The sequence below is a fragment of the Algoriphagus sp. SE2 genome (assembly GCF_039563885.1).
GTDB lineage: Bacteria > Bacteroidota > Bacteroidia > Cytophagales > Cyclobacteriaceae > Algoriphagus.
Genome location: NZ_JBCLWJ010000005.1, coordinates 44,614 through 69,662 on the forward strand (window position 1 = coordinate 44,614; position 25,049 = coordinate 69,662).

The 25,049-nt window shown below is 36.0% G+C and carries 22 protein-coding genes, 2 tRNA genes and 1 pseudogene; 10 read left to right on the top strand and 15 right to left on the bottom strand.

All coding sequences use genetic code 11. From position 1 onward, the window contains the following. Positions 1 to 29: 29 nt before the first annotated feature. Positions 30 to 1,664 carry an altronate dehydratase family protein gene (locus AAGF08_RS07785; protein ID WP_343510592.1) on the bottom strand — a complete coding sequence of 545 codons (1,635 nt, stop codon included), beginning with the start codon at positions 1,662 to 1,664 and terminating at the stop codon, positions 30 to 32. A gap of 57 nt (positions 1,665 to 1,721) precedes the next feature. Here AAGF08_RS07785 and AAGF08_RS07790 point away from each other — a divergent pair, with 57 nt between their 5' ends. Next, entirely contained in the window at positions 1,722 to 2,714 is a 993-nt protein-coding gene (locus AAGF08_RS07790; RefSeq protein ID WP_343510593.1) for a sugar kinase, read from the top strand. Between the two features lies 1 nt (position 2,715). Continuing rightward, a complete protein-coding gene (locus tag AAGF08_RS07795; protein ID WP_343510594.1) occupies positions 2,716 to 3,372 on the top strand; it encodes a bifunctional 4-hydroxy-2-oxoglutarate aldolase/2-dehydro-3-deoxy-phosphogluconate aldolase in 657 nt (218 codons plus the stop codon). Positions 3,373 to 3,400: 28 nt separating this feature from the next. On the opposite strand, the pseudogene AAGF08_RS07800 reads toward AAGF08_RS07795, so the two are convergent. Next, positions 3,401 to 4,036: pseudogene (locus AAGF08_RS07800) on the bottom strand (peroxiredoxin). 272 nt (positions 4,037 to 4,308) lie between these two features. On the opposite strand from AAGF08_RS07800, the gene AAGF08_RS07805 reads away from it, so the two are divergent. The 4 genes from AAGF08_RS07805 (at position 4,309) to AAGF08_RS07820 (ending at position 7,366) form a co-directional block, all read left to right on the top strand. After that, entirely contained in the window at positions 4,309 to 4,923 is a 615-nt protein-coding gene (locus tag AAGF08_RS07805; protein WP_343510595.1) for a TIGR04282 family arsenosugar biosynthesis glycosyltransferase, read from the top strand. Between the two features lie 125 nt (positions 4,924 to 5,048). Continuing rightward, positions 5,049 to 5,588 (top strand): DUF6134 family protein, encoded by a 540-nt coding sequence (locus AAGF08_RS07810; RefSeq protein WP_343510596.1) that lies wholly within the window; start codon positions 5,049 to 5,051, stop codon positions 5,586 to 5,588. Further along, positions 5,581 to 6,291 carry a TIGR04283 family arsenosugar biosynthesis glycosyltransferase gene (locus AAGF08_RS07815; RefSeq protein ID WP_343510597.1) on the top strand — a complete coding sequence of 237 codons (711 nt, stop codon included), beginning with the start codon at positions 5,581 to 5,583 and terminating at the stop codon, positions 6,289 to 6,291. Before AAGF08_RS07810 ends, AAGF08_RS07815 begins: the two co-directional genes overlap by 8 nt. Before the next feature lie 13 nt (positions 6,292 to 6,304). Next, positions 6,305 to 7,366, top strand: coding sequence for a VOC family protein (locus AAGF08_RS07820; protein ID WP_343510598.1), 1,062 nt, complete (start codon positions 6,305 to 6,307; stop codon positions 7,364 to 7,366). On the opposite strand, the gene gap is transcribed toward AAGF08_RS07820, so the two are convergent. Next, complete coding sequence (gene gap / locus AAGF08_RS07825; protein ID WP_343510797.1) at positions 7,363 to 8,367, bottom strand: type I glyceraldehyde-3-phosphate dehydrogenase; 1,005 nt, start codon at positions 8,365 to 8,367, stop codon at positions 7,363 to 7,365. The genes AAGF08_RS07820 and gap overlap by 4 nt on opposite strands. A 200-nt stretch (positions 8,368 to 8,567) precedes the next feature. Between gap and AAGF08_RS07830 the strand changes: the two genes are divergently transcribed. From AAGF08_RS07830 to AAGF08_RS07840, 3 genes are all read left to right on the top strand, one after another. After that, a tRNA-Glu gene (locus AAGF08_RS07830) sits at positions 8,568 to 8,639 on the top strand. 54 nt (positions 8,640 to 8,693) lie between these two features. Further along, a tRNA-Glu gene (locus AAGF08_RS07835) sits at positions 8,694 to 8,768 on the top strand. A gap of 195 nt (positions 8,769 to 8,963) precedes the next feature. After that, positions 8,964 to 12,365, top strand: a complete 3,402-nt coding sequence (locus AAGF08_RS07840) for a HEAT repeat domain-containing protein (protein WP_343510599.1) — start codon at positions 8,964 to 8,966, stop codon at positions 12,363 to 12,365. Between the two features lie 315 nt (positions 12,366 to 12,680). Here AAGF08_RS07840 and AAGF08_RS07845 read toward each other — a convergent pair whose 3' ends face one another. The 10 genes from AAGF08_RS07845 to pdeM form a co-directional block, all read right to left on the bottom strand. Then, positions 12,681 to 15,668, bottom strand: coding sequence for a TonB-dependent receptor (locus AAGF08_RS07845; RefSeq protein ID WP_343510600.1), 2,988 nt, complete (start codon positions 15,666 to 15,668; stop codon positions 12,681 to 12,683). 324 nt (positions 15,669 to 15,992) lie between these two features. After that, a complete protein-coding gene (gene gldC / locus AAGF08_RS07850; RefSeq protein ID WP_343510601.1) occupies positions 15,993 to 16,334 on the bottom strand; it encodes a gliding motility protein GldC in 342 nt (113 codons plus the stop codon). Positions 16,335 to 16,394: 60 nt separating this feature from the next. Continuing rightward, positions 16,395 to 17,054: a 3-oxoacid CoA-transferase subunit B gene (locus AAGF08_RS07855; RefSeq protein ID WP_343510602.1), complete on the bottom strand. Its 660-nt coding sequence runs from the start codon at positions 17,052 to 17,054 to the stop codon at positions 16,395 to 16,397. 11 nt (positions 17,055 to 17,065) lie between these two features. Then, positions 17,066 to 17,764 (bottom strand): CoA transferase subunit A, encoded by a 699-nt coding sequence (locus AAGF08_RS07860; protein ID WP_343510603.1) that lies wholly within the window; start codon positions 17,762 to 17,764, stop codon positions 17,066 to 17,068. A gap of 12 nt (positions 17,765 to 17,776) precedes the next feature. Beyond that, positions 17,777 to 18,700 carry a bifunctional riboflavin kinase/FAD synthetase gene (locus AAGF08_RS07865; protein ID WP_343510604.1) on the bottom strand — a complete coding sequence of 308 codons (924 nt, stop codon included), beginning with the start codon at positions 18,698 to 18,700 and terminating at the stop codon, positions 17,777 to 17,779. Positions 18,701 to 18,715: 15 nt separating this feature from the next. Continuing rightward, positions 18,716 to 19,399, bottom strand: coding sequence for a tRNA pseudouridine(55) synthase TruB (gene truB, locus AAGF08_RS07870; protein WP_343510605.1), 684 nt, complete (start codon positions 19,397 to 19,399; stop codon positions 18,716 to 18,718). Between the two features lies 1 nt (position 19,400). Then, on the bottom strand, positions 19,401 to 20,195 hold the full coding sequence (locus tag AAGF08_RS07875) for an undecaprenyl-diphosphate phosphatase (RefSeq protein ID WP_343510606.1): 795 nt from the start codon (positions 20,193 to 20,195) through the stop codon (positions 19,401 to 19,403). A 2-nt stretch (positions 20,196 to 20,197) separates the two neighbouring features. After that, positions 20,198 to 20,407, bottom strand: coding sequence for a DUF3098 domain-containing protein (locus tag AAGF08_RS07880; protein WP_343510607.1), 210 nt, complete (start codon positions 20,405 to 20,407; stop codon positions 20,198 to 20,200). A gap of 1 nt (position 20,408) precedes the next feature. Beyond that, positions 20,409 to 21,299, bottom strand: a complete 891-nt coding sequence (locus AAGF08_RS07885; protein WP_343510608.1) for a permease-like cell division protein FtsX — start codon at positions 21,297 to 21,299, stop codon at positions 20,409 to 20,411. A gap of 55 nt (positions 21,300 to 21,354) precedes the next feature. Continuing rightward, on the bottom strand, positions 21,355 to 22,014 hold the full coding sequence (gene pdeM, locus AAGF08_RS07890; protein ID WP_343510609.1) for a ligase-associated DNA damage response endonuclease PdeM: 660 nt from the start codon (positions 22,012 to 22,014) through the stop codon (positions 21,355 to 21,357). 71 nt (positions 22,015 to 22,085) lie between these two features. Between pdeM and AAGF08_RS07895 the strand changes: the two genes are divergently transcribed. Continuing rightward, positions 22,086 to 22,529, top strand: a complete 444-nt coding sequence (locus tag AAGF08_RS07895) for a DUF2147 domain-containing protein (protein WP_343510610.1) — start codon at positions 22,086 to 22,088, stop codon at positions 22,527 to 22,529. 17 nt (positions 22,530 to 22,546) lie between these two features. On the opposite strand, the gene metX is transcribed toward AAGF08_RS07895, so the two are convergent. Both metX and AAGF08_RS07905 read right to left on the bottom strand, forming a co-directional pair. Next, positions 22,547 to 23,599: a homoserine O-acetyltransferase gene (gene metX, locus AAGF08_RS07900; protein WP_343510611.1), complete on the bottom strand. Its 1,053-nt coding sequence runs from the start codon at positions 23,597 to 23,599 to the stop codon at positions 22,547 to 22,549. A gap of 6 nt (positions 23,600 to 23,605) precedes the next feature. Continuing rightward, on the bottom strand, positions 23,606 to 24,907 hold the full coding sequence (locus AAGF08_RS07905; protein WP_343510612.1) for an O-acetylhomoserine aminocarboxypropyltransferase/cysteine synthase: 1,302 nt from the start codon (positions 24,905 to 24,907) through the stop codon (positions 23,606 to 23,608). Between the last annotated feature and the right edge of the window lie 142 nt (positions 24,908 to 25,049).

Consider the following 25,049-nt stretch of genomic DNA (forward strand, 5'->3'; position numbering starts at 1 on the left):
AAAGGGTGCCAAATTGTGGCATCCTTTTTTTATAATGACACGCCTCTTTTCCAAGGAATAAAGTCAAAATTCCTTTTTTGCTCTGCTTTTGTCTTTATTTTTCCAGAAGCTACTTCAATAATTAAATCCAAAAGTTTTTCTCCTGAAGTTTCAATAGTTTCTTTTCCTGAGATAATCCCACCGGTATTAAAGTCAATTATATCTGGCATTCTTGAAGTCAATTTGTCATTTGTAGCTACTTTGATTACTGGACAAACAGGATTCCCCGTTGGAGTTCCCAAACCAGTAGAGAATAAGATAATATTGGCACCACTTCCAGCCAATCCTGTGGTGCTTTCAACATCATTCCCTGGAGTACATAAGAGATTCAAACCCGGGGTTTTTAAATATTCTGTATAATCAAGGACATCTGAAACAGGGGCAGTTCCTCCTTTTTTTGCAGCACCGCATGATTTTATTGCATCGGTCAAAAGACCATCTTTTATATTTCCCGGACTAGGGTTCATATCAAAACCACTACCGGCATTTTCTGCTGCTTGAGCATATTCATCCATTAAACGGATAAATTTACCAGATACATCTTTGTTAATACATCGGTTAATTAATGGCTGCTCTGCTCCACATAACTCGGGAAATTCGGAAAGTATGGCAGAGCCACCCAACGCAACAACTAAATCAGAAACCTGTCCCAATGTAGGATTGGCAGAAATTCCGGAAAATCCATCAGATCCTCCGCACTCAAGTCCAATTACCAATTTGGAGAGTGGAGAGGGAGTTCTTTTAATTTTATTAGCTTCTACCAATCCTTGAAAAGTTTCGTCAATGGCTTTCTTTAAGAGTACCTCTGTAGTACCTTCTTGCTGCTGTTCACAAATGATTAGCGGTTTCTTTGTTCCTTTTTGAATTTTATTCAATTTTTCTTGGAGGATAGAAACCTCTGCATTTTGGCAGCCAAGGCTTAAGACTGTCGCGCCTGCAACATTGGGATGATTGACGTATCCGGCAAGTAATGCACATAAGGTTTCTGAGTCTCTTCTAGTACCTCCGCAACCGCCTTCATGGGTTAAAAACCTAATTCCATCAATATTTTCAAAAATTTTTGACTCAGAAATATTATCGTTTTCCGAAAGCGATTCCGTAAGTTTTTCGTGTTGAAATGCTGCTACAAGTTTACGTACATAGTTTTCGTAGGGGTTCTGAACAGCAAAACCTAATGCTTTTTCGAAAGCTTCCTGAAGTAATTTTACATTGGTATTCTCACAAAAAACCATGGGCAATACAAGCCAGTAGTTCGCAGTACCAACCTGTCCATCAGACCTTTGATATCCAAGAAAAGTTTTGTTTTTCCAATTCTCTATATCTGGTTTTATCCAAGAATAAGTTGTACCTAATTCTTTGAAATCACGGATTTTATGTTTTATGTTTTCAAGTGTAATAGCCTCTCCAACCTTCACATTTTTAGTAGTTTCACCTACTATTGTTCCATACATTAAAACATCCTCACCAGCTTGAAAATCTTTTAAAGCAAACTTGTGCTTGGCTGCTACCTCATTGATAATGTTACCTTTAAAGCCATTTAAATCAAAGACTTCACCCACTTTCAGATCCATTAAAGCTACTCCGACATTATCGATCGGGTCTAAACAAAGAGCTTTGTTTATCATATGGTAATTTTCTTAACTTAGTTTTCAACTTTGAAATTATAGAAAATAAATTTCCTAATGAAAAAAATTGTTTCTCTGGGTGAAGTGATGCTTCGCCTTTCCCCGCCATCGAACGAGCGGTTTTTTCAAGCAAAGCAATTCAATATTGAATTTGGAGGTTCTGAAGCTAATGTTGGAGCAGCTTTGGCATTTTGGGGAAACCATGTTATCCATCTAACTGCATTCCCAGATCATGAAATAGGACTAACCGCTTCGGCAAATTTGAGAAGGAATGGGATTGACACCAAATTCATTAAGTATTACCCTGGAAGAATAGGCGTCTATTTTTTAGAGCAAGGAGCCATGCAAAGAAGTTCCAAAATTATTTACGATAGGGAAGACTCTGCATTTACAAAACTTGACATCGAAGACTTTGACTGGGATGAAATTTTAGAAAATGCCGATGCTTTGCATTGGTCTGGAATTACGCCTGCATTATCGCAAGTATGTGCAGATTTCACACTGAAAGCTCTGGAAGAAGCGAATAAAAGAAAGGTTACAGTTTTCGGAGATCTTAACTATAGAAGTAACCTTTGGAATTTTGGTAAAAAACCTCAAGAAGTAATGCCAGAATTGATGGCGTTCACCCATGTAATGATTGCAGGCACGAGAGATTTTAATAACTGTTTAAATGAGGAGTTTGAGTCTTTTGATGAAGCAAAAAATGACCTCTTTATACGGTTTGAAAACTTAAAGTATATTTCCACTACAAAAAGAGAATCAATCAGTTCTTCTCATAATAAATTATCGGCAAAGATTGCTTCGAGAAATAATACTTTTAGGTCAAAAGAATATAACTTAAGTCATATTGTAGATAGGGTAGGAAGTGGGGATGCTTTTGCGGGTGGCTTGATTCATGGTTTACTTCATCATGATCCACAACAGGCTATTGAATTCGGAATGGCCGCAGGTGCATTAAAACACAGTGTTCCTGGGGATATTTTGCTTTGTTCAGAATCAGAAATACAAGAATTAGTTTTAGGCGAATCCATAGGAAAAATTAAAAGATAAAATGCGAAATCCAACTCCATTTATTAAAAGAATGTATTCAGCTGGTGTAATGCCAATTTTTTTTACTCCAGATGAAAGTAAATGCCTAAAAATGCTTGAAGTTGCTTATGAAGGTGGAATTAGAGTGATAGAAATGGTAGACCGGGGAGCTGAAGCAAGAACAATCTTTCCAGCCTTAAGAAAGGCAGCTGATCAAATGTCGGGACTTAGTCTAGGTGTAGGGACAATCTATGAGCCTAAACAAGCAGAAGTATTTCTGGATATGGGTGCAGAGTTTATTGTGGCACCAGTTATGAACCCGAAATTGGGAGAATTTTGCAGGAATCTTGATATACCCTGGATTCCTGGTTGCGGGACGGTTTCAGAAGTTTATTTTGCTCAAGAGTTAGGTGCTGAACTAGTAAAAATTTACCCTGCCAATATACTCTCTACAGAGTTTGTTAAAGCTGTGCATGCGGTTTTACCTAAAATAGAATTAATTCCTACTGGTGGTGTTGAACCAACTGCCGAAAGCTTAAATTCTTGGTTTAAAGCTGGTGTATGCTGTGTGGGAATGGGCTCGCAATTATTTCGAAAGGATTTAATTCAAGCTGGGGACTTTAATCAAATAAAAGAGAAAATTAAGTTTACTGTTGATTTGATTGATTCAATTAGGTAATAAAAAAAGAGATTTTAATCCCTTTTTTTTATAAATCTGGCTGCGGTGTAGTTCTCAAATAAGGTTTAATAACTTTATGCCCTTTTGGAAACTTAGCTGGAATATCTTCATTCTTTATCGCTGGAGCAATAAAAACGTCTTCACCCTGCTTCCAATTTGCCGGTGTAGCTACTGAGTAATTTGCAGTTAACTGAAGTGAATCAATTACCTTTAATAATTCATCAAAATTTCTACCAGTACTAGCAGGATAAGTAATTATTAGTTTGATTTTTTTATCATTTCCAAGTACAAAAACAGATCTGACGGTAAAATTCTCATTGGAATTTGGGTGGATCATGTCATAAAGATTTGAAATCCGCTTATCCTCATCAGCAATTATTGGGAAATTAACATTAGTATGTTGGGCCTCATTAATATCTTTAATCCAACCTTTATGACTTTCTAAACCATCCACACTTAAAGCCATTACTTTAGTATTTCGCTTTTTAAACTCATCCTGAAGCTATGCCACTGTGCCTAATTCCGTAGTACAAACTGGAGTATAATCGGCTGGGTGAGAAAATAAGATTCCCCATCCATCTCCTAAATAATCGTAAAAATCAATTTTTCCCTCAGATGTTTCGGCTATAAAGTTTGGTGCAATATCGCCTAATCGTAATGCCATAATGAAAATTATTTTAGTATTAAATTAACTTGATGTAACAATGATTTAACGATAGTAAAAGAGATGCGTTTAACTTAATTCAAAAAATTGTATGAATTTTAATAAGCTTTTCAAAAAATCCCTGTTCCTAATTAATATGAATTAGTTGACAGTATTCTAGATTACAAAATTTTATCAATGGAATTATTAAATGCTTATTCATCATTACTCTGGATTAATTTTAAGGATTTTTAATTAGTCTAAATGTAGAAACATGCCGTTATTGACCTAATATGAAAAGAGGAATTATCATATTTCAGAAGAACGCAGAATTGGGAAAAGTGAAAACCCGTTTAGCTGCCATTGTTGGAGATCATAGGGCTTTGGAAATCTATAAAATACTCATCAATTTTACACACCGACAGATTCAACCAGTTATTGCCAAAAAGTTGGTCTATTTCTCAAATTATATTGAATCAGAATTTAGAGAAAATGATAGCCAGGTTCAATTTTTTATCCAATCAAGTGGAAACCTTGGGGATAAAATGTGTAATGCTTTTCTAGATCAATTTGAAAAGGGTTATGATAAATTATTGATCATAGGTACAGACTGTCCGGAAATCAACTCTGAGATCATTGAAAAAGCGTTTGATGAGTTGGACCAATCTGAAGTAGTTATTGGCCCAGCTATGGATGGCGGTTATTATTTACTTGGAATGAATAGATTTATCCCTGGTATCTTTAAGAATATTAGATGGAGTAGTGATCAGGTTTTAAAATCAACTCAGGATTTTTTAAAACTTAATGAAATAAAACATTCACTATTGCCTGTGCTTTCAGACGTTGACCATATTGAAGATTGGGAAAGACTTAAAGATAAATTGACTCAAACAAAAGAAATTAATTAAACAAAACAGGAATGTATAATATCATTCTTAGCTTTATATATATGACATTAAATAGCTCATTATTAAAAATTTATATATTAATATTTTTATATTTTTCAGTTATTTCTCTTGGGGCTAGTCAAGAAATGGAAACGTCCCAAGATTTTGATATCGTTGTAGCAGGATTCAAAATTGGTGACATGAAAGCTGAAAAAACTGAAAACTCGAATCAAACAAAATTCGAGATAAATAGTCTTGTCGAGTTTTGGTTTTTCGGGAAAGTACATGTTGAATTTCTACAGACTGCTACCTATCAGGAAACTCAACTAGTTGAGGCTTATACTCATTCTAACTCAAATAGAGGCGATTTCGAGACTAGTGTAAAATGGTCTCAAGATCATTACAAAGTGGATGCTGAAACTTACAAGTTTGAAAATACTGAGCCAATTTATCAAAAGGTTTACTCAAGTCCTGCTAAGCTTTATTTTGAAGAACCTAAGAATGGAGATGTTCTCATTTCAGAAAATTTCGGTATGCTCACCAAAATCATCGAAGAAAAGCCTGGGGTATATTCTATTAACGTAAATGGCAATACAAATACTTTTTACTACGAAAATGGAGCTTTGCAAAAAGTAGTTTTGGAAAACTCTCTCAAGAATTATGTAATTCGAAGGTCGAATGACTAGTAAAGTAACTATCTCGGTAATTATCCCTACATACAATGAAGAAGAAAATATAAAAGGTGTAATTCCATTGATTTCGAAATTCGGAGGAGATAAAATTTCGGAGGTATTAGTGGTCGATGGTGGAAGTATTGATAAGACTGTTGAGATCGCAAAAAGTTTTGGTGCCAAAATAATACGTACTAAGAAAGCATCTAGAGCACATCAATTAAACATTGGAGCTCAAAATGCGAAATCTGATATTTTTTATTTTATGCATGCTGATATTCAGCCTGTGCCTCAATTCTCTACAGATATATTAGAATATTATTTCCTTGGTAAGGAAGCTGCATGCTATAGATATGTATTTGATAAGGATAACTTTTTATTAAAAATTAATTCATTTTTTACACGCTTTAATGGAATTTTTGCTGGAGGTGGAGATCAAACGCTTTATATTACGCGCAATCTTTTTGAAAAATTAAAGGGTTTTGATGAAGAATATGTCATCATGGAAGATTTTGAGATAGTTAAAAGGATCAGAAAAGTATCTAAACTTTATGTTTTTCCTAGGAATATTAAAGTTTCTGCTAGAAAGTATGAATATAATGGATGGTTAAAAGTTCAAATTACAAACCTACTTGCATTCTTACTTTTTTCTATTAATTCAAAACCTGAATCGATCAAAAGTATATATTGTAGTCTATTAAATCAGCCAAAGAAATAGTAATTAAATAGGAATGAATAAAGCAACCATTAATGGCATTCAGCAAGTTGGAATAGGAGTGAAAGATGCCAATAAAGCATGGGAATGGTATAGGAAGATTTTTAAAATGGATGTCCCTATATTTCAAGATAGTGCAGAGGCAGGTTTAATGACTAAGTATACTGCCGGAAAAGTTGAAAAACGACATGCAATACTTGCAATGAATATGCAAGGAGGAGGGGGATTTGAAATTTGGCAATTTACTTCGCGTACTCCTGCAGCACCTGAAAAAGAGATTTTATGGGGAGATTTAGGGATACTTGCAGTTAAAATCCGATGCAAAGAAATTAAGGAAACCTATGCTTATATGGAATCCATGGGGGTTGAACTATTAGGTAAACCAACAAAAAACCCTATCGGAATATGGCATTTTTATTTAAGGGATCCATTTGGAAATTTATTTGAAATAGAAGAAAATCACTCTTGGTTTTCTAAAAATAATGATTTGACGGGAGGGGTTTCAGGAGTGGTATTAGGTGTGACAGACATAGAGAAATCTTTACCACTTTATAAATATAATTACCAGCATAGCGAAGTTTTATTTAATGATACAAAGGTATGGGATGACTTTTCTCCACTTTGTGAAGAAAATGGAACCTTCTCAAGAGTAATATTGAGAAGTCCTGAAAAAAGAACAGGTGCATTTGGTAAGCTACTTTGCCAAACAACAGTAGAGTTAATCGCAGTAAAGAATTCTAAAAGGGAAAAAATCTACAAAGGTAGGTTATGGGGAGATTTGGGTTTTATCCATGTTTGCTTTGATGTAAGTGGAATGAAAACCCTTAGATCGAATCTTCAAGAGTCCGGTTTCCCTTTTACAGTAGATAGCAATAATGGTTTTGATATGGGAAAAGCTGCGGGCCATTTTGCTTATATTGAAGATCCCGATGGGACTTTAGTAGAAATGGTAGAAACACATAAAATCCCCATTATTGAAAAATGGGGCCTATTCCTTAATCTTCAAAAAAGGAAGCAAGGCAAAAATCTTCCAGACTTTGTCGTCAAAATGCTTTCATTAAATAGGGTTAAACCCTAAGATGCTTTTGTTATTTTGATTGCCAAATTCAATAATCGATTGGCATAGCCCGCTTCATTGTCATACCAACCAACAACTTTGGCCATATTGCCTTTTGTCGAAGTCAATTCAGAATCAATTATGCAAGAGTGAGGATTCCCGATGATATCTATTGATACTATCGGGCTATCTTCTACTTCCAAGAAGCCTTTTAAATTTGTTCTACTGGCTTCAAGGAATGCTTGGTTAATTTGGGAGGCAGTGACTTTCTGGCTTAATTCAACTATAAGATCGGTCAAAGAACCATCTGGAACAGGAACTCTCATTGCTGAAGCTTCTACTTTCCCTGCAAGATATGGGAGAACTATATCTAAAGCTTTGCCTGCATTAGTGGTAGTTGGAATTATTGAATAGGCCGCAGCCCTTGCGCGCCTTAAATCCCTATGAGGAGCATCATGTAAGTTTTGATCATTGGTATAAGAATGAACTGTGGAAGCATAGCCTTTCACTAACCCAAATTTATCATTTAGAATCTTTACCATTGGAGCGAGGCAGTTTGTGGTACAAGATGCATTTGATATTATTTTCTCCTCTCCTGTAAGAATTTCATCATTAACCCCTAATACAATCATTTTGATACTTGGATCAAGGGATGGTGCTGAAATGATTACTTTTTTTGCCCCTGCTTTCAAATGTTTTTCGGATCCATTTCGATCTGTGAATCTCCCGGTACATTCAATTACCAAGTCTATATCAAGATCATTCCAAGGTAAGTCTTCAGGATTTGATTTTCCAAACAATTGAATTTCTTGTCCTCCAACAATTAATTGATTCTTTTCCAAGTTGATTTGAACATCGGTTTTACCATGAATAGAATCATATTTTAATAAATGAGCAATTGCTTTTGGCTCTGCTAAATCATTGATAGCGATCAGGTTTAATAATTTATTCTCTAATATTAACTTAGCAGTAAACCTGCCTATTCTGCCAAAACCATTGATGGCAACTCTTTTTCCGGATATAGAATTCATTGGGTTGAAATATAATTCAATTCAAAATTAGTCAAAAGACTGAAACCACATTGAAGAAAATATTATTCCTTTTAACTCAGCTTTTTAGCAAAAAACCAAAGAAATTTTTGGGAGCTGAATTGGTATTATTAATTGAACCTTCTATATTTGCACAACCATTTGAAAAGGCAAGTTTTTCAGCGGTTTTAAATGGTCCGTTCGTCTAGGGGTTAGGACGCATCCCTTTCACGGATGAAACACGGGTTCGATTCCCGTACGGACTACAAATAGCTTATTATCAGTTAGTTAGGTGGTTAAGTTAGAGTTAATACCCCGATGGTCGGTTCGTCTAGGGGTTAGGACGTATCCCTTTCACGGATAAAACACGGGTTCGATTCCCGTACCGACTACCAAGGCTTAATGGGCAATCCCTTCTAGGTCTATTTAAATTATTGTTTTATGGTTGTTAGTGGTTAAAGTGAACAAAATCCCGATCCTTGATCGGGATTTTTGTTTATAGTCCTATCATTTTTTTAATGGCAATTATCCCTCATTGAAATTTCTTATTTTGTGACCTAATGGAATCTCATAAAAAGTACCTACCCAAAATGAAAAAAACATATGCCATATTAATTTTGGCAATTTCAATTCCACTACTTTTTTCATGTAAAAAAGAAGAAGTAGACCTTAGAGAAAAAAATCTCACTAAAGAGGAAATTTCTACGATGGCTCAAGCAGCTGAATCACAGATTAGCCCAACATTGGCTGAAGGCTTAAAACTTTCTCTTTGGGCAGTTGATTCTTTGGTTTATGATCCAATATCTATCCAAGTTACTGACGATGGAAGTTTGTATTATACCAGAACAAACCGGCAGAAAAATTCTGAATTTGATATTAGAGGACATCAAGATTGGGAGATCGAATCAATCAGTCTTCAAACGATAAATGAGAAAAGATCTTTTTTGCAAAAAACCCTATCTCCAGAAATGTCAGACAAGAATACTTGGCTTGCTGATGTAAATGGTGATGGGTATCATGACTGGCGTGATATGACAGTAGAGCGGGAAGAGCTTTATAGACTTGAAGATAAGGATGGTGATGGAATGGCTGACTATTCCCAGATGATGGTACAGGATTTCAATGATGTTACTACGGACGTAGCTGGAGCTTTGTTGAAATTGGAAGATAATCTTTTTATCGGAGTGGGACCAGATCTTTGGAGACTAACTGATACTAATAATGATGGCATCATGGATGAGAAAGAATCTATTTCTCATGGATACGGGATCCATATCGGTTTTGGTGGCCATGGAATGTCCGGATTGGAAATGGGGCCTGATGGAAGGATTTATTGGGGAATTGGAGATATTGGATTTAATGGAAAAGGCCCTGATGGTACAGAATGGAAATACCCTAATAGAGGTGTAATCGCAAGAGCCAATCCTGACGGAAGTGATTTTGAGATTTTTGCCATGGGGGTAAGAAATACACACGAATTCACCTTTGACCAATATAATAACCTCATTTCTGTTGATAATGATGGAGATCATGCCGGAGAAAGCGAAAGATTGGTTTATCTAGTAAATGGATCAGATACAGGCTGGAGAACCAACTGGCAATTTGGAAAGTATAGAGACCCTGATAATAACACCTATAAAGTATGGATGGATGAGAAGTTATATTTACCTAGACATGAAGGTCAGGCGGCTTATATAACTCCTCCAATTCAAAATTACATCAACGGCCCAACAGGAATGGTTTTCAATCCGGGGACGGCTTTGGCTGAAAAATGGAGAAACACCTTTTTTGTAGCATCATTTGTAGGAAACCCCACTTCTTCTGGTATTCATGCATTCAAGCTGAAACCTGATGGAGCATCTTTTAAAATGTCCCAAACAGAGAAAGTAATGGGTGGTGTTTTGGCGACTGGATTAGATTTTGGCCCAGATGGATCTTTATATTTTGCTGACTGGATTCAAGGCTGGAATACAAAAAATTACGGTCGAGTCTGGAAATTGGATGATGAAGGAGGGAAAAATTGGGAAGCTAGAAAGATCACTGCCCAAGTGATAAAGACAGACTTCAAAACTCTTACCGATGAAGCTTTGAGTGGATATTTAGGAGATGAGGATATGAGAATCCGTCGGAAAGCCCAATTTGAATTAGCAAAAAGGGGAGAGGATGGCTTCAAGGTTTTCCAAAATGCAATTGCACAAAAATCAAATCAATTAGCAAGAATTCATGCTATTGTAGGAATTAGCCAATTAGCACGATCAAACAAAATGGAGTATGCTGAAGCTTTAATTCCTTTACTTAAAGATTCAGACCCAGAAATCAGGGCTCAGGCAGCGAAATGGTTAGGAGATATCAAGTATGCAAACGCTGGTGAATCTTTAATGCCACTTTTAAGTGACTCTGAAATTAGAGTTCGATTTTTTGCTTCTGAGGCTTTAGGAAGAATAGCATATGAACCTGCAATAAATGGATTGATTGGAGTGTTGGAAGAAAATAATGATGAAGATGCATTCTTAAGACATGCTGCGAGTCTTGCCTTGGCTAGAATCAATAAAAAGGAGCCTTTGATTGCATTGGCTTCAAACCCTTCTCCAGCAGTAAGATTAGGAGCAGTATTGGCTTTAAGAAGAATGGCTGAGCCAGGAATAACTGCTTTCCTATCAGATTCCGATGAATATATTGTCACTGAGGTTGCAAGAGCTATAAATGATGATTTTTCAATCGAGCCTGCATTACCTGCTTTAGGAGACCTTTTGGTCAGCACTAAATTCCAAAATGAGCCTTTGATCCGAAGAGCTATTGGCGCTAATCTTCGGGTAGGATCTCCAAAAGCCTTGGAAAATTTAAAAACTTACATTTCTAAGCCTGGAATCTCTCCAGTTTTAAAAGCAGAAGCAATAGCTACAATAGGAACTTGGGCAAAACCTTCCGTTTTGGATAGAGTAGACGGTAGAAATAGAGGGGCCATTGAAAGAGAATTAGCTCCAATTCAAGCAGCTGCTTCAACTACATTGATAAATTCCTTATCGGATCAAAGTGAGATTGTGAAAATAGCTGCAGCTAAGTCGATAGGCAAATTGAAAATTAAAGAAGCAGAACCAAAATTGTTAGCATTGCTTAAATCTGATCCTATTGACCCAGTAAGGGTAGAAGCTATTTTATCTTTATCCAAAATCGTCCCGGATAACATCTCAGGACCGATTGAGATTGCAATGAATGATAAATCAAAAGCTGTAAGAGTAGTAGGCTTAGATCTGTTGACAAAAACAGATATTTCGGAAGAGCTGATGGTGAATTTGCTACAAGATGTAATACAAAACAGAACTATTGAAGAAAGGCAGGCAGCACTTTTAAGTCTGGGGAATCTTCCAAATTCTGCAAACCTTGAACTTTGGAATACCTTGCTCGCTGACTTGAAGGCAGATAAATTGCCAAATGAAGTGATGATTGAACTGGAAGAGGCAATAGATGAAACCGGTTCTGAGGATCTAAAGACTAAATTTGATCAAATCCAACAAGAGCGCACCAATGGAGACTTAGTGGCACTTTATAGCGGTGCCTTAGAAGGCGGAAGTGTCAGGGCAGGTAGAACCATATTCTTTCAAAATCAAGCTGCCCAATGTATTCGTTGCCATGGATATGATGATATGGGTGGAACAGCAGGACCGCATTTGAATGGGATTGCAAATAGAATTTCTAAAACCCAGATGCTCGAAGCTTTAATTGATCCAAGCAAAAGATTAGCTCCAGGCTATGGTTTTGTTCAGTTAACACTAAAAGATGGAACTTCTGTAAATGGTACATTAATAGAAGAGAAAGAAAATGGGGTAGTGGTTAAAGAAGCTTCTAAACCAGAGCGATTAATTTCTAATTCTGAAATTTCAGAAAGAAAGAATTCGCCATCTAGTATGCCGGACATGAAAGAAGTACTCAGCAAAAGAGAAATCAGGGATTTGGTGAGTTTCTTAAGTGTTTTGACGAGAGAATGGGAATAAGGTAAGTTCTGAAATTGCTTTTATGGATAGGGATCGTCACAACTGTGGCGATCCCTATCTTTTTTATTATAAAGGGTATTTAGACTTCAATAATTCTAAGAATCCCAAAAAAAACCCTTCTTGAATCGGCTTTAAACCTCAAAAGTTCTATTGCTATTTTAAGAAGAAATTCTTCCATTTGTTTATTCCCTAATATTTGAACTTAGAAATTCTTAGGGGGTAAAGCATAGACCCATTGATCTTTAATAATGAAATGGATAAAAAAATAGCCCCTTTGAATTTTCAAAAGGGCTATTTCATTAAAGCGAAGTTTTATTAATTCAGGAATTCATCAAATGTAAGGCTAACAAAATACATGGTTCCTACAGTTGGATTTCCCCATGCTTGTCTGTATCCGTCACTAAATAAATTGGAAGCTACAACTTTTAGTATAGACTTCATACTTTTCAACTTATAGCTTACTTGTGCATCAAATGTTCCAAATGAAGGTATTTTAGACAACTGCTGGCTTGATACTGATGCTCCTACAAAGGAAGATTGCCAAACAAAATCTCCTTGCCACCTGTAAGACATTGCAAATCCAAGATTATCAATTACCTCTCTGTTTGCGAAGTTGATCACATATCTATATTCCGGGGTGTTGAAACTTGGTTGGAAACCAGTTTCAGCTAACTCCTCTAAGTTTGAGAGCGTATTATAGGAAACATTTCCACCCAAGGTATAACCTTTAGGTAGCTTGTAATCCAAACCAACTGCCCAGCCCCAAGACTTGATTACTTCAGTTCTATTAACAGGCATAGAAAAAACGTTTCTTGTATTTGCACTTAACAAGTTTAATCCTAAGGCAGAAGCCGGGTTTTCAGGGTTAGGATTGGCATCCTGAATTAGAACCTGGCCTCCGATGAAGTCTTCAAAATTATTGAAATAAGCATAAGCATCAATCAATAGTTTATTTGAAATAAGAGACTTGTATCCTACTTCAAAAGACTTTACTCTTTCTGGCTTAAATGCTGTTAATTCATAAGCCTGAAGTTTATCTTGATTATTTTGAGCTGCCACTACCGGCACTAACTGAGGAGCTAGAGCTCCTATGGCTGCTTGAATTACTGCAGGATCATTAGGAATTAAACCTGCCTCTACTTGCTGTAATACAAGCTGGGTTGCAGTTGCAATTGCTTGTTGCTGAACTGCCGGGTCCTGTGCAGAAGTTAATACACCTGTGCCAAAATTTGTGACTGTTGCTAAGGAATAAACAGGGTTTGAACCAAAATTATTTCTATCCCTAAACAGAGGAAGGCCGCCAATCAATCTCGCTTGAGGTGTAAATAAATCTATGTATTGATCTTGAGTAGTCGGTATTCTAAATCCAGTCTGATATGATGCTCTGAAATTATGATTTCCTACTGTATAAACTCCAGAAACTCTTGGAGACCATTGACCTTCAAAATTCTCATTTTTATCATAGCGTACAGAGGCCGTTAACTTGAAACGATCGTTAAATAATTTTTTGGTTCCTTGAAGATACCCCCCAAACTCTTTGATGCTAAATTCATCGCCATTTTCATCTGTGGCAAAAAGGGTCTTTTCTGAATTCAATTGGTAAATTCTATAATTAGCACCAACTACAAACTCTGCAAATTTTATATCCTCAGAAAAATTATACGACCCTTCAAAGTGATACAAATTAGTTTTATCTACGAATTTTGCTCCTACACCTTCTTGATTTCCTGGGATAGGTCTTGATCTCACATCTTCTAAAGCCTGATTGAATTGAGAAGAACCTGGCGCAAACCTATTTCTATCAGCAAATGCTCTGGCAGCCGCATGAGCGGCATCTGAAGCTAAACCACCTTGAATCCCTTGAACATAAGCTCCCACATATTCAGGAAACCAAACTGTACTTGGGTTATAGGCCTCATTTATACCTTGAGCCGCTATTCCAACTGCATATGCATCTCCAGATCGTTCCTGAGTTGTGTATGCTCTTAGATACCAATTGGATCCTCTTAATTCGGCCTTATACTGTCCCATGTTAAAGTTCGCAATGGAATATCTGTCAGCTCCTGTATAGACAGTAGTACCATATCCATAATTTCCTTGAAGAACGGCTTCAACTCGGTCGTTTAATCTCCAGTGTAGCGCTGCATTCAATTTTAAAGATTTTGTTCCGTAATCTGCCAAATCACTTTCTCTGTAGCCAGTTCTGGAAACTGCAGTCTGAGGAACTATTGATAATGCACCTGCTGGCAAAACCCCTGCGGCCACCATGGACTGGGCTATTGAATTCATATTTACATTTGTCTCATCTCCATATGTATTAACCCCATTATATCCAGGGTTATTCATTGGGTTACCAGATTCAATATCAAATCCATTTAATAATGATTGATCCCGGAAATCATTTGCCTGCCAGTCATCAGCCCTCAAATAAGCTACATTCATCTTGAAGGCAATTTTATTATTAAATGCCTTAGCATATCGTGCGCTAAAATCGTAAAACCCTGTTGTAGCAGTAGTTCTTCCATCTTCGCTCATCACACCAGTTTTTACATTTGCAGATAATCCTTGATACAGGAATGGATTTTTACTATTCATTAATAATATTCCATTAATTGCATTTGGTCCGTATAGGGCAGATGAAGCGCCAGGTAATAATTCTACACTTTCCAGATCAAGTTCAGAGATCCCCAAAATATTTCCTACAGAGAAATTAAGTCCAGGGGCCTGGTTATCCATACCATCTATAAGTTGAACTGTCCTAACATTTCCATTAGCATTAAATCCTCTTGTATTAAAAGATTTAAATGTCAAGGATTGAGTGGTCATTTCAACACCTTTCAAATTGTTTAACGCATCATAAAAACTTGCTTGAGGCACGTCTCTAATAGCGATGATATCCATTTTTTCTACAGAAACTGGGGATTGCAATACGCTTTCCTCCATTCTAGAGGCTGATACCACAACTTCTTGACCTAAGATTGTTGTCTCAGACATTTGGATATCAAGATTACTAACTCCTCCAGTGATCTCAACTTCTTGAGTATTATAACCAATCATAGAAAATACTAGAGTAAAAGGAGGTTCTTGATTAACACTTAAATTGTAGTTACCAGAAAGATCTGATATAGTTCCTATCACTTTTCCTTTAACTAAAATATTAACCCCAATTAATGTCTCTTTGGTATCAATATCTGTGATTGTACCAGAGATCACTGTTTGGGCTAAAATTTTGCCAGAGCAAATGAAAACCAGCATGCATAGTAGTACAACTACCCGCAATTTATTTGGAGTAGAATTCATCATGTATTTTTTGGGTTTAAATATTAAATGAGAATTTTTAAATTGGGATTAAGCGCGAATAATTCTCGAAATATATCCTAAACAGGGAATAAAAAAATGATAATAATGTAAATTTTAATAAAATAGTTTTCAATCAAAAAAGTCGCTAGATTGAATGTTGAGGCTATTTTTAAGTAAAAATCAAAAAAAACGCCAAATCTTTATTGATCCTATTTTAGGGTGAAGATTCTATTAAAAAAAAATCAAAATTATGTTTTTTTAAATTGATCTAAGTCAAACAAAAAAGCCCGATTAAAATCGGGCTTAACTCTGTAGTTTTTCTATTAGTTATTTGCTTTTTCTATTTTCTTCATTCACATGCTTTACAAGTCGATCACATAAATCCTTTATTTCTTCAGACATATACTCATCTCCTGTACTATTTAATATTGTCTGTCCCATTCCTCCAAGTATATCGATATAAAATCTTTTCATTTCGACGACAGACATTTCCTCTGTCCAAAGATCAATTCTAAGTGTACTTTGATTTAAATTATCCCAAATATTCAAGCTAATACTTTTTGTTGATTCCATTCCTTCGCCTTCTTTATCTGAGGCATCCCAGGTGATGGATTTTGGAAGACTCTTTTCGTCTAATTCTACTTGAAATTTAATATCTGATTTTTTCATCCTTGGAAATTTTTTTTGATAAACCAAAGCCCGAGCTTAGGAGTTCAATTCTTTTTTAAATTATTCAAATACCATTTCTGGTATGTCACCTGGCACAATTAATTTACCCGAGGTCTTTTCCATAATTTCTTCTACACTAACTCCTGGTGCTCTTTCTTTTAGAATAAATCCACCTTCTGGATCAATTTCTAAAACTGCTAAATCAGTTACGATTTTTTTTACACATTTTAGGCCTGTGATAGGTAGATTGCATTTAGACAATAATTTAGATTCACCTGTTCTTGAACAGTGTTGCATGGCAACAATAATATTTTCTGCTGAAGCCACTAAATCCATTGCTCCACCCATACCTTTAACCATTTTACCAGGGATTTTCCAATTGGCAATATCTCCATTTTCAGAAACCTCCATGGCTCCAAGAATTGTCAAATGAATATGACCACCTCGAATCATAGCAAAAGATTCAGCAGAATCAAATAGGACCGAACCTTTAAGCATTGTGATAGTTTGTTTACCTGCATTTATCAAATCAGGATCAACATCCTCCTCCTTTGGAAACGGCCCAATACCCAGCAAACCGTTTTCTGATTGTAAAACAACCTCTAAATCATCAGGAATGTAATTTGCAACTAGTGTTGGAATACCAATTCCTAAGTTGATATACTGCCCGTTTTTAACCTCTTTGGCAATCCGCTGAGCAATTTGATTTTTACTTAACATGAGCTTTGGGTTTAATTATTGGAAACAGTTCTTTGTTCTATTCTTTTTTCATAATCCTTGCCTTGGAAAATACGCTGAACATAAATCCCTGGGCAATGAATTTCGTTTGGATCTAACCCACCCACTTCAACGAGTTCTTCCACTTCTGCAATACAAATTTTTCCCGCTGCAGCCATGATAGGATTAAAATTTCTAGCAGTTCCTTTAAAAATAAGGTTTCCGGCTGTGTCACCTTTCCAAGCTTTAACTATTGAAAAATCTGCGATCAATGCTTTCTCAAGCAAATACATCTTACCATTAAATTCACGGGTTTCTTTTCCTTCTGCTACTTCAGTTCCAAATCCTGCAGGTGTATAAAAGGCTGGAATACCTGCACCACCAGCTCTGATCCTTTCTGCCAAAGTTCCTTGAGGAACTAAATCAACTTCAAGCTCGCCTTGAAGCAATTGCCTTTCAAACTCTGCATTTTCCCCAACATAACTTGAAATCATTTTCTTCACCATTCGCTTCTTCAACAATAAACCTATTCCAAAATCATCCACGCCAGCATTATTTGACACGATGGTTAATTCGTTAATTTCACGTTGAAGTAGCGCAGAAATGCAATTCTCCGGAATTCCGGATAAACCAAAACCACCCATCATTAGCATCGCTCCAGACGGAATATCTGCCACTGCTTCTTTGACATCCTTAACCGTTTTGTTAATCATAATATTTTGGGTTTATAATAATGATTTGGCCTTCTTTTGATCTAAAGCCAATTGTTTCTTTAACTCTTCAAGGTTATCAAACTTTTTCTCTTTCCTAAGGAATTCCTTTAAATAAATCGTGATTTGCTTATCATATAAATCACCTTGAAAATCAAATAAGTGAGCTTCTACAGTTTTCTTTGTACCACCAACTGTTGGCCTATTACCAATATTCAACATTGCCTTAAACAAAGAACCATTTACCAGAGCTTCTACTGCATAAACTCCGTCCATAGGGATAAGTTTATAGTCATTTGGAATATGAATATTGGCAGTTGGGAAGCCAATAGATCTTCCAATTTGCTGACCCTTTATCACAAGACCATTTAATTCGTAAGGCCTCCCTAGGTAATTTGTGGCGGTTGTTACCTCTCCAGTTTCTAGGGCTCTCCTAATTTTAGTACTGGAAACGCCAATTTCATCTACATCTTGTCTTGAAATTTCTTCCAATTCAAAGCCAAACTCTGAATGATGTTGCTGTAAGTATTCAAAACTTCCTTCTCTGTTTTTACCAAAACGATGGTCATACCCAATGATCAGTCTTTTCGTTTTAATTTTTTCTACCAAAACCTTCTCTATAAATTCCCGAGAACTTAATTGAGAAAATTCCTTGGTAAAAGGAATTGTGATCAAATGATCAATCCCGAATGAGCGTAAGAGCTTTGTTTTTTCTTCAAAAGTACTGAGTAATCGAAGTTTGTGCTCATCAGGGTAGAGAACAAGTCTTGGATGGGGCCAAAAAGTAATCAGTAATGTTTCCCCTTCTATTTCTCTGGCAATTTCTCTGATTCTGTACAAAATCTTTTGATGCCCCAAATGAACTCCGTCAAAAGTCCCGCTAGTAACAACAGGGTTTGGAATTGATGGAATATCACTTAAGCCTTCGTAGATTTTCATCTTTGTTTTTTTCTTTTATTGAGGTTGATGCCTCTCCTTAATTTCTTCTATCAAAGGGAGTAACTCACGAGATTCTTGTAGTTTGAATTCACCAATTCTTGTTCTGCACAAAGCACTCATATATGCCCCAACTTTTAATTTCTCTCCTAGGTCCCGGGCTAGACTTCTGATGTAGGTTCCTTTTGAGCAGGAAATACGAAAATCAATTTCATTTTCCTCAAATCTTGTAATTTCAAATTCCCTCACGTGAACTGGCCTTGGATCCATTTTCACATCTATTCCTTTTCTGGCAGATTCATAAACTCTTTTTCCGTCAACTTTAATTGCTGAATGCATGGGAGGAATTTGAAGAATATCTCCTGTCAGTTCAGCTACTGCGGATTCGATATCAGATAAGGTGAGATGTGAAGGATCTGCAACTGGGATTACAGGCTTCTCTAAATCAAAAGATTCGGTTGTGGCACCAAGAATAAATGTTCCGGTATATTCTTTTTCTTTGCCCATAAAACCTTCGATTTGCTTGGTCATTTTTCCAGCGCAAATAATTAAAAGGCCAGTTGCCAAGGGATCTAAAGTCCCAGCATGTCCAACTTTTTTAATTTTAAGTGCATTCCTGACTTTTTTCACCACATCAAATGAAGTCCATTCAAGAGGTTTATTAATCAAAAATACTTCTCCATAAGGTTTCTGCTCCTGCATTCTACAAATATAAGCCTGAAAAAATTGCAACAATTCCTACCACAAGACAATAGATTGAAAAATAGCTTAGTTTACTTCTTCTCACCAATTGCACCATCCAAGTACATGCTATCACACCCGAAATAAATGCCGCAATAAATCCAGCTGTTAAATATCCTATTCCCTGAGTTTCCATAGAAATAGCTCCATCTAAAAGATCTTTTGCAATCTTTCCTAAAATCAAAGGAACAACCATTAAAAAGGAAAATCTAGCTGCTTTGGATTTATCAACTCCTAATATTACTGAAGCCGATATTGTTGCTCCAGATCTTGAAATTCCAGGAAGAATAGCTATTGCTTGAGCAATCCCTATTAAAAATGATTTGAAAAATGTGACAGGCTTATTGGTAGTTTTAGCTTTATCGGCGAGAAAAAGGAGGATGGCAGTTAAAATCAACATATATCCTACAAATACCACACTTCCTCCGAATAGGGATTCTAATTGCTTTTCAAAAAATAATCCTACAATCCCGGCTGGAATCATGGAAATAAAGATTTTTACTGCAAATTGAGTCTCTTCATTCCATTTATTTTTGAATATCCCTGTAAGAATTTCAACGATATCTTTTCTATAAACCAAAGCGGTGCTCAAAGCTGTAGCGAAATGAACAACGACAGTAAACATTAGCCCTTCTGCTGGCATTTTAGATTCTCCTAAAATTGCTTTTCCTAACTCCAAATGACCACTTGACGACACAGGTAAAAACTCAGTCAACCCTTGAATGATTCCAAGGATTATAGCATCGATAATTTCCATTCCTAGTTTTTCTCTGTTTTAGCGAAGATGGCGTAAAACTCAAAAATAAAACCTGAAAGTGTAATAATAGGGCCAAGGGTTAATCCAAGGAAACCATTTCCATGAGGCTCCTTATCCAATCCAATTATTATAAATCCCACAACGATCAGAGCAAAACCTATGGCCATGAGCTGATAATTTTTTTTAGAGAAAGGGAAATGTGATTTGCTCATGTTAATATAATTCGTCCAAAGACATGTTTAAATACTTATTTACTGCTCTTAAGGTACTCAAAGCCGATAAAACTCCTCCAACGCCAACTAATATGGCAAAAAGAATCATCAACATTTCTTCGTTGTGAAGAAGGCCAAATCCTTCAATATTTGCTTGAGTATATTTCACTAAACCATATAAAGTCAGAGATGCAATACCCCCGGCAAGCATTCCAAAAAACCAAGCTCTTGTTAAAAACGGTTTTCTAATAAAGGCTCTAGTGGCACCAACTAATTGCATGGATCTGATCAAAAATCGCTGTGAAAACAAGGCCAAACGGATGGTATTATTAATCAACATAATTACTGTAATGATGAGGATTAAAATAAACCCACCCAAAACTAAGCTGACTTTTAACAAATTTTTATTGATTGAGTCAACCAAATCAGTCATGTAAGAAACTTCAAAAACCCCATCAATCGCTTGAATTTCTGCTACAATTGCATCCAATTGTTCGGAAGTTTGAAATTCTTCAGCAATAGTTATTACGAAACTATCCCGAAGTGGATTATCATCAAGGAATTTTGTGAAGTCTTCACCGGTACTTTCAATAAAAGTGGCTGCAGCTTCCTCATCAGAGATGAATTTTAGACCTATAGTGTCACTTTTACTAAGGATAAATGGACGACTTTGCAGATTTTCTTTGATCTCTGAAATTTCACTTTCCTCTAAATTTTTATCCAGAAAAATCTGAACCTCAATATTTTCTCGGATCATGCTGGTTAATGATTTCGCTTGAATCAGAATCACTCCAAATAACCCAACGATGAAAAGGGAAAGTGTAGTACTAAATAAAACACTTCCGAATTTGAAGTGACCTAGTATTTTTTTCTTTCGAGGTTGGTTCGCCATAAAATAAAATTTCTGGTCAAAAATAATCAGTGCATAACTTATAACCAATCTAAAATCAGGAAAGGATTGGAATCACCTTTTCTTTTGTGATTCCGTAAACCTGATCTTTTGAACTTGGCTGTATTAATGCCAAGCCTGTAAACCTTCCAAATGCGGGAAGAATTAATTGATTTGGTCGGTAAAAGAAACAGGAAAGCCTGACTGATTGTCTAGCTTTTCCCACAAGTCTTATGCCTGGATGGATATGTCCGCATAAATTTATTTTGCCATCTCTAATTTCTTCTAAAGGCTCGTGAGATAAAATAAGGTTTTCTATTTCCAAAGGTTCTTTGAAAACGCTAAAAGTAGATAGATCATAGGTTGAAGAGGGTAGGATGTCATGGTTTCCTAAAACCAGGTTAAAATTGATATTCGGAAACCCTCTTAAAAAATGATTCAGCGTATTCCATTGATTATTCAAGTCACTGTGAAATAAATCTCCTAGGAAGTAAACATTTTTAGGATCATAAGTAGTTAATAAACTATAAAGAATATTTAAATCCTCCTGATGAATTGGTTCGGGGATTGGGATTCCTGATTTTCTGAAATGTGCGGCTTTACCAAAATGTAAATCTGCTATAAAGATTGAATTAATTTCAGGTACCCAAACAGCTTTTTCTTTTAATAGAATCAGAGTAAGTTCCTCAAATTTAATCTGTTGAGATGCTAAAATCATGTATTATCTTTATAAATTATTTAATTAAATCTAAAGCTATATTGAAATAGATCATTACTAAAGAGGTTTTTATGAAAAATTGTCATTTTGCTTCGCTTCTAATTTGTATTCTTTTTTTGAATCCCTTTGATATACAAGCACAATCAGACTCACTTATTTTGGGTACTTGGCTTAATACAGAGAAGACTGCTCAAATTGAAATTATGAATGCAGGCGATCAATACTTAGGTAAAATTATTTGGTTAGATAACCCTAACAAAGATGGTACCCCTGTACTTGATAAAGCAAACGAAAATGAAGAATTAAGAAATAGGCCTGTTATGGGTTTAACCATTCTAGAGGGATTAAAATATGATGATGGAATCTGGAAGGGTGGTAAAATATACGATCCCAATTCAGGGAAAACCTATTCATGCGAGCTAAAACTTAAAGGACAGGAGAAGTTAGAGGTGAAGGGGTATTTAGGATTCTCCTGGATTGGTAAAACAGTGGAATGGACTAAAGTAAATAAGTAATGTGGTAATCTCCCTCTTTACTTATTTTCTAAATAAAATGATTTCAAGAAATATGAGAGTTGCTCAAACTCAATTAAAAAAGCATCATGCCCTGCAGTTGAATTAATTTCTTTGAAAGTTCCTTTTTGAGCATGTTCACATATAAACCGTGACTCCTCAGAAAGAAATAATAAGTCTGAATTAACTCCAATAGCTAATACCTTTGCGGTAATTTCACTTAAGGCCTTTTTCACTCCTCCTCTTTTTCTACCTAGATCATGACTGTCCATAGTTTTACTTAAGGTCCAGTAAGATAAAGCATTAAATCTTTTAGAAATTTTATTTCCCTGATATCTTATATAGGATGCAGCTCTAAATCCATCTAATTTTTCCTCAAAATCTAACTGCTTCTTTTGAAAATCATCTGGATGACGATAACTAAGCATTGCTATAGCTCTAGCTGCTTCTAACCCTTTTTTTCCAGCATCTATTGTTTTTTTACCCCAAGAATTATCCGCCTCAATTGCCATTCTTTGAGCTTCATTTATTCCAATAACCCAAGGACTCGTTTTTGCTGTTGACGCAAGTATCACAGCATTTGTAAGTTTTTTCCCTAAGGTATAAGCCCACTCTAAGCTAACTTGACCTCCTAGGGAGCCTCCAATAAGTGTATGAATTTGTTCAATTTTTAGATATTCCCTAAGCCTTTCCAAACTTGCTGCTAAGTCTCTTGTAGTTAGTTCAGGGAAATCATAATAGTATGATTGCTCCGAGTTAGGAATAGTACTCAAAGGGCTGGTTGAACCATAACAAGATCCAAGAAGATTTGCACAAATAATAAAATAGTAGGATGGGTCATAGAATTTATCTTCCCCTATTAACCCACTCCACCATTCCGAAGCATTTGAATCTCCAGTCAAAGCATGAATGACCCAGATTACATTCGATTTCTTCTCATTTAATTGCCCATAGGTCGTATATGTTAAATCAAACTCTGAAAGAATCTCACCTGATTCTAATTCTAATGGGGTACTCGAATGAAACAATTCCTGAGACATGGTAATCGTTGCGAATTGACTTTTTAAATTCATTAACACTTATATTTTTTCAAAAGCTTGCTGCAAATCAGCTTTGATATCATCAATATGTTCTATCCCAACGGAAATTCGCAATAGAGTAGGAGTCACACCTGCAGCCAATTGCTCTTCATCCGAAAGTTGCTGATGGGTTGTAGCCGATGGTTGGATTATCAAAGTCTTAGCATCACCTACATTAGCTAGGTGAGAAATCAACTCCAAACTGTTAATAAATTTAGAAGCTTCTTCTTTATCACCTTTCACTTCAAAGCTTAAAACACCTCCAAAACCATTTCTTAGATATTTCTTTGCTAAAGTATGGTAAGGAGAAGATGAAAGTCCCGGGTAATTTACTTTCTGTACTTTTGGATGGTTTTCCAACCAAGTTGCAACTGCAAGAGCATTGTCAACTGTTCTTTGAACTCTCAAGGAAAGCGTCTCTAAACCTTGTAGGAGTAAAAAAGAATTAAATGGTGAAATAGCTGGACCAAAATCTCTAAGCCCTTCGACTCTAGCTCTGATTGCAAAAGCAATGTTTGGAAGACCTAAAGGATTATTCTCACCAAATACTTCCCAAAAATTTAAACCATGATATCCTTCTGAAGGCTCTGAAAACTGAGGATATTTTCCATTTCCCCAGTTGAAATTCCCCGCATCAATGATAATGCCTCCTATAGAAGTTCCGTGCCCACCTATCCACTTTGTAGCTGAAGAGGTGACAATATTTGCACCATGTGCAATGGGCTGAAATAAATACCCACCTGCTCCAAATGTATTATCTACAACCAAGGGAATATCATATTTTTTTGCTAACGCAGAAATAGACTCAAAATCAGGAATATTGAATTCGGGATTTCCTATAGTCTCCAGGTAAATTGCTTTGGTTTTATCATCAATTAAACTTTCAAAAGATGCCGCATCATTTCCCTTTGCAAATCTTGCATCAATCCCGATTCTCTTGAAAGCGACTTTAAATTGATTATAAGTACCTCCATATAAGAAAGAGGTAGAAACAAAATTATCTCCTTCACCAAGAATATTATTCAAAGCTAAAAATTGTGCAGCTTGTCCTGAAGCTGTTGCCACGGCAGCAACACCTCCTTCAAGAGCGGCCATTCTTTTTTCGAAAACGTCCGTCGTCGGATTCATAATTCGGGTATATATGTTACCAAATTCTTTTAATCCAAAGAGGTTTGCACCGTGCTCGGCACTGTTGAAAACATAAGAAGTGGTCTGATAAATGGGAACTGCTCTCGAGTTTGTAGTAGAATCAGGTTCCTGTCCAGCATGAAGCTGAAGTGTTTCAAATTTTAAAGTAGACATAGATTTGAGAGTTTATTGTTAAAATTTAGAGTATACGATTTTATACAAAATGATAAGGCTTGTTTAAGTATAAAAGGGCTTATCATTTTTTGACTGCTAATTGGTATGGCAGTTGGAAAAAGAGTAAGTGTAAACTGAAAAG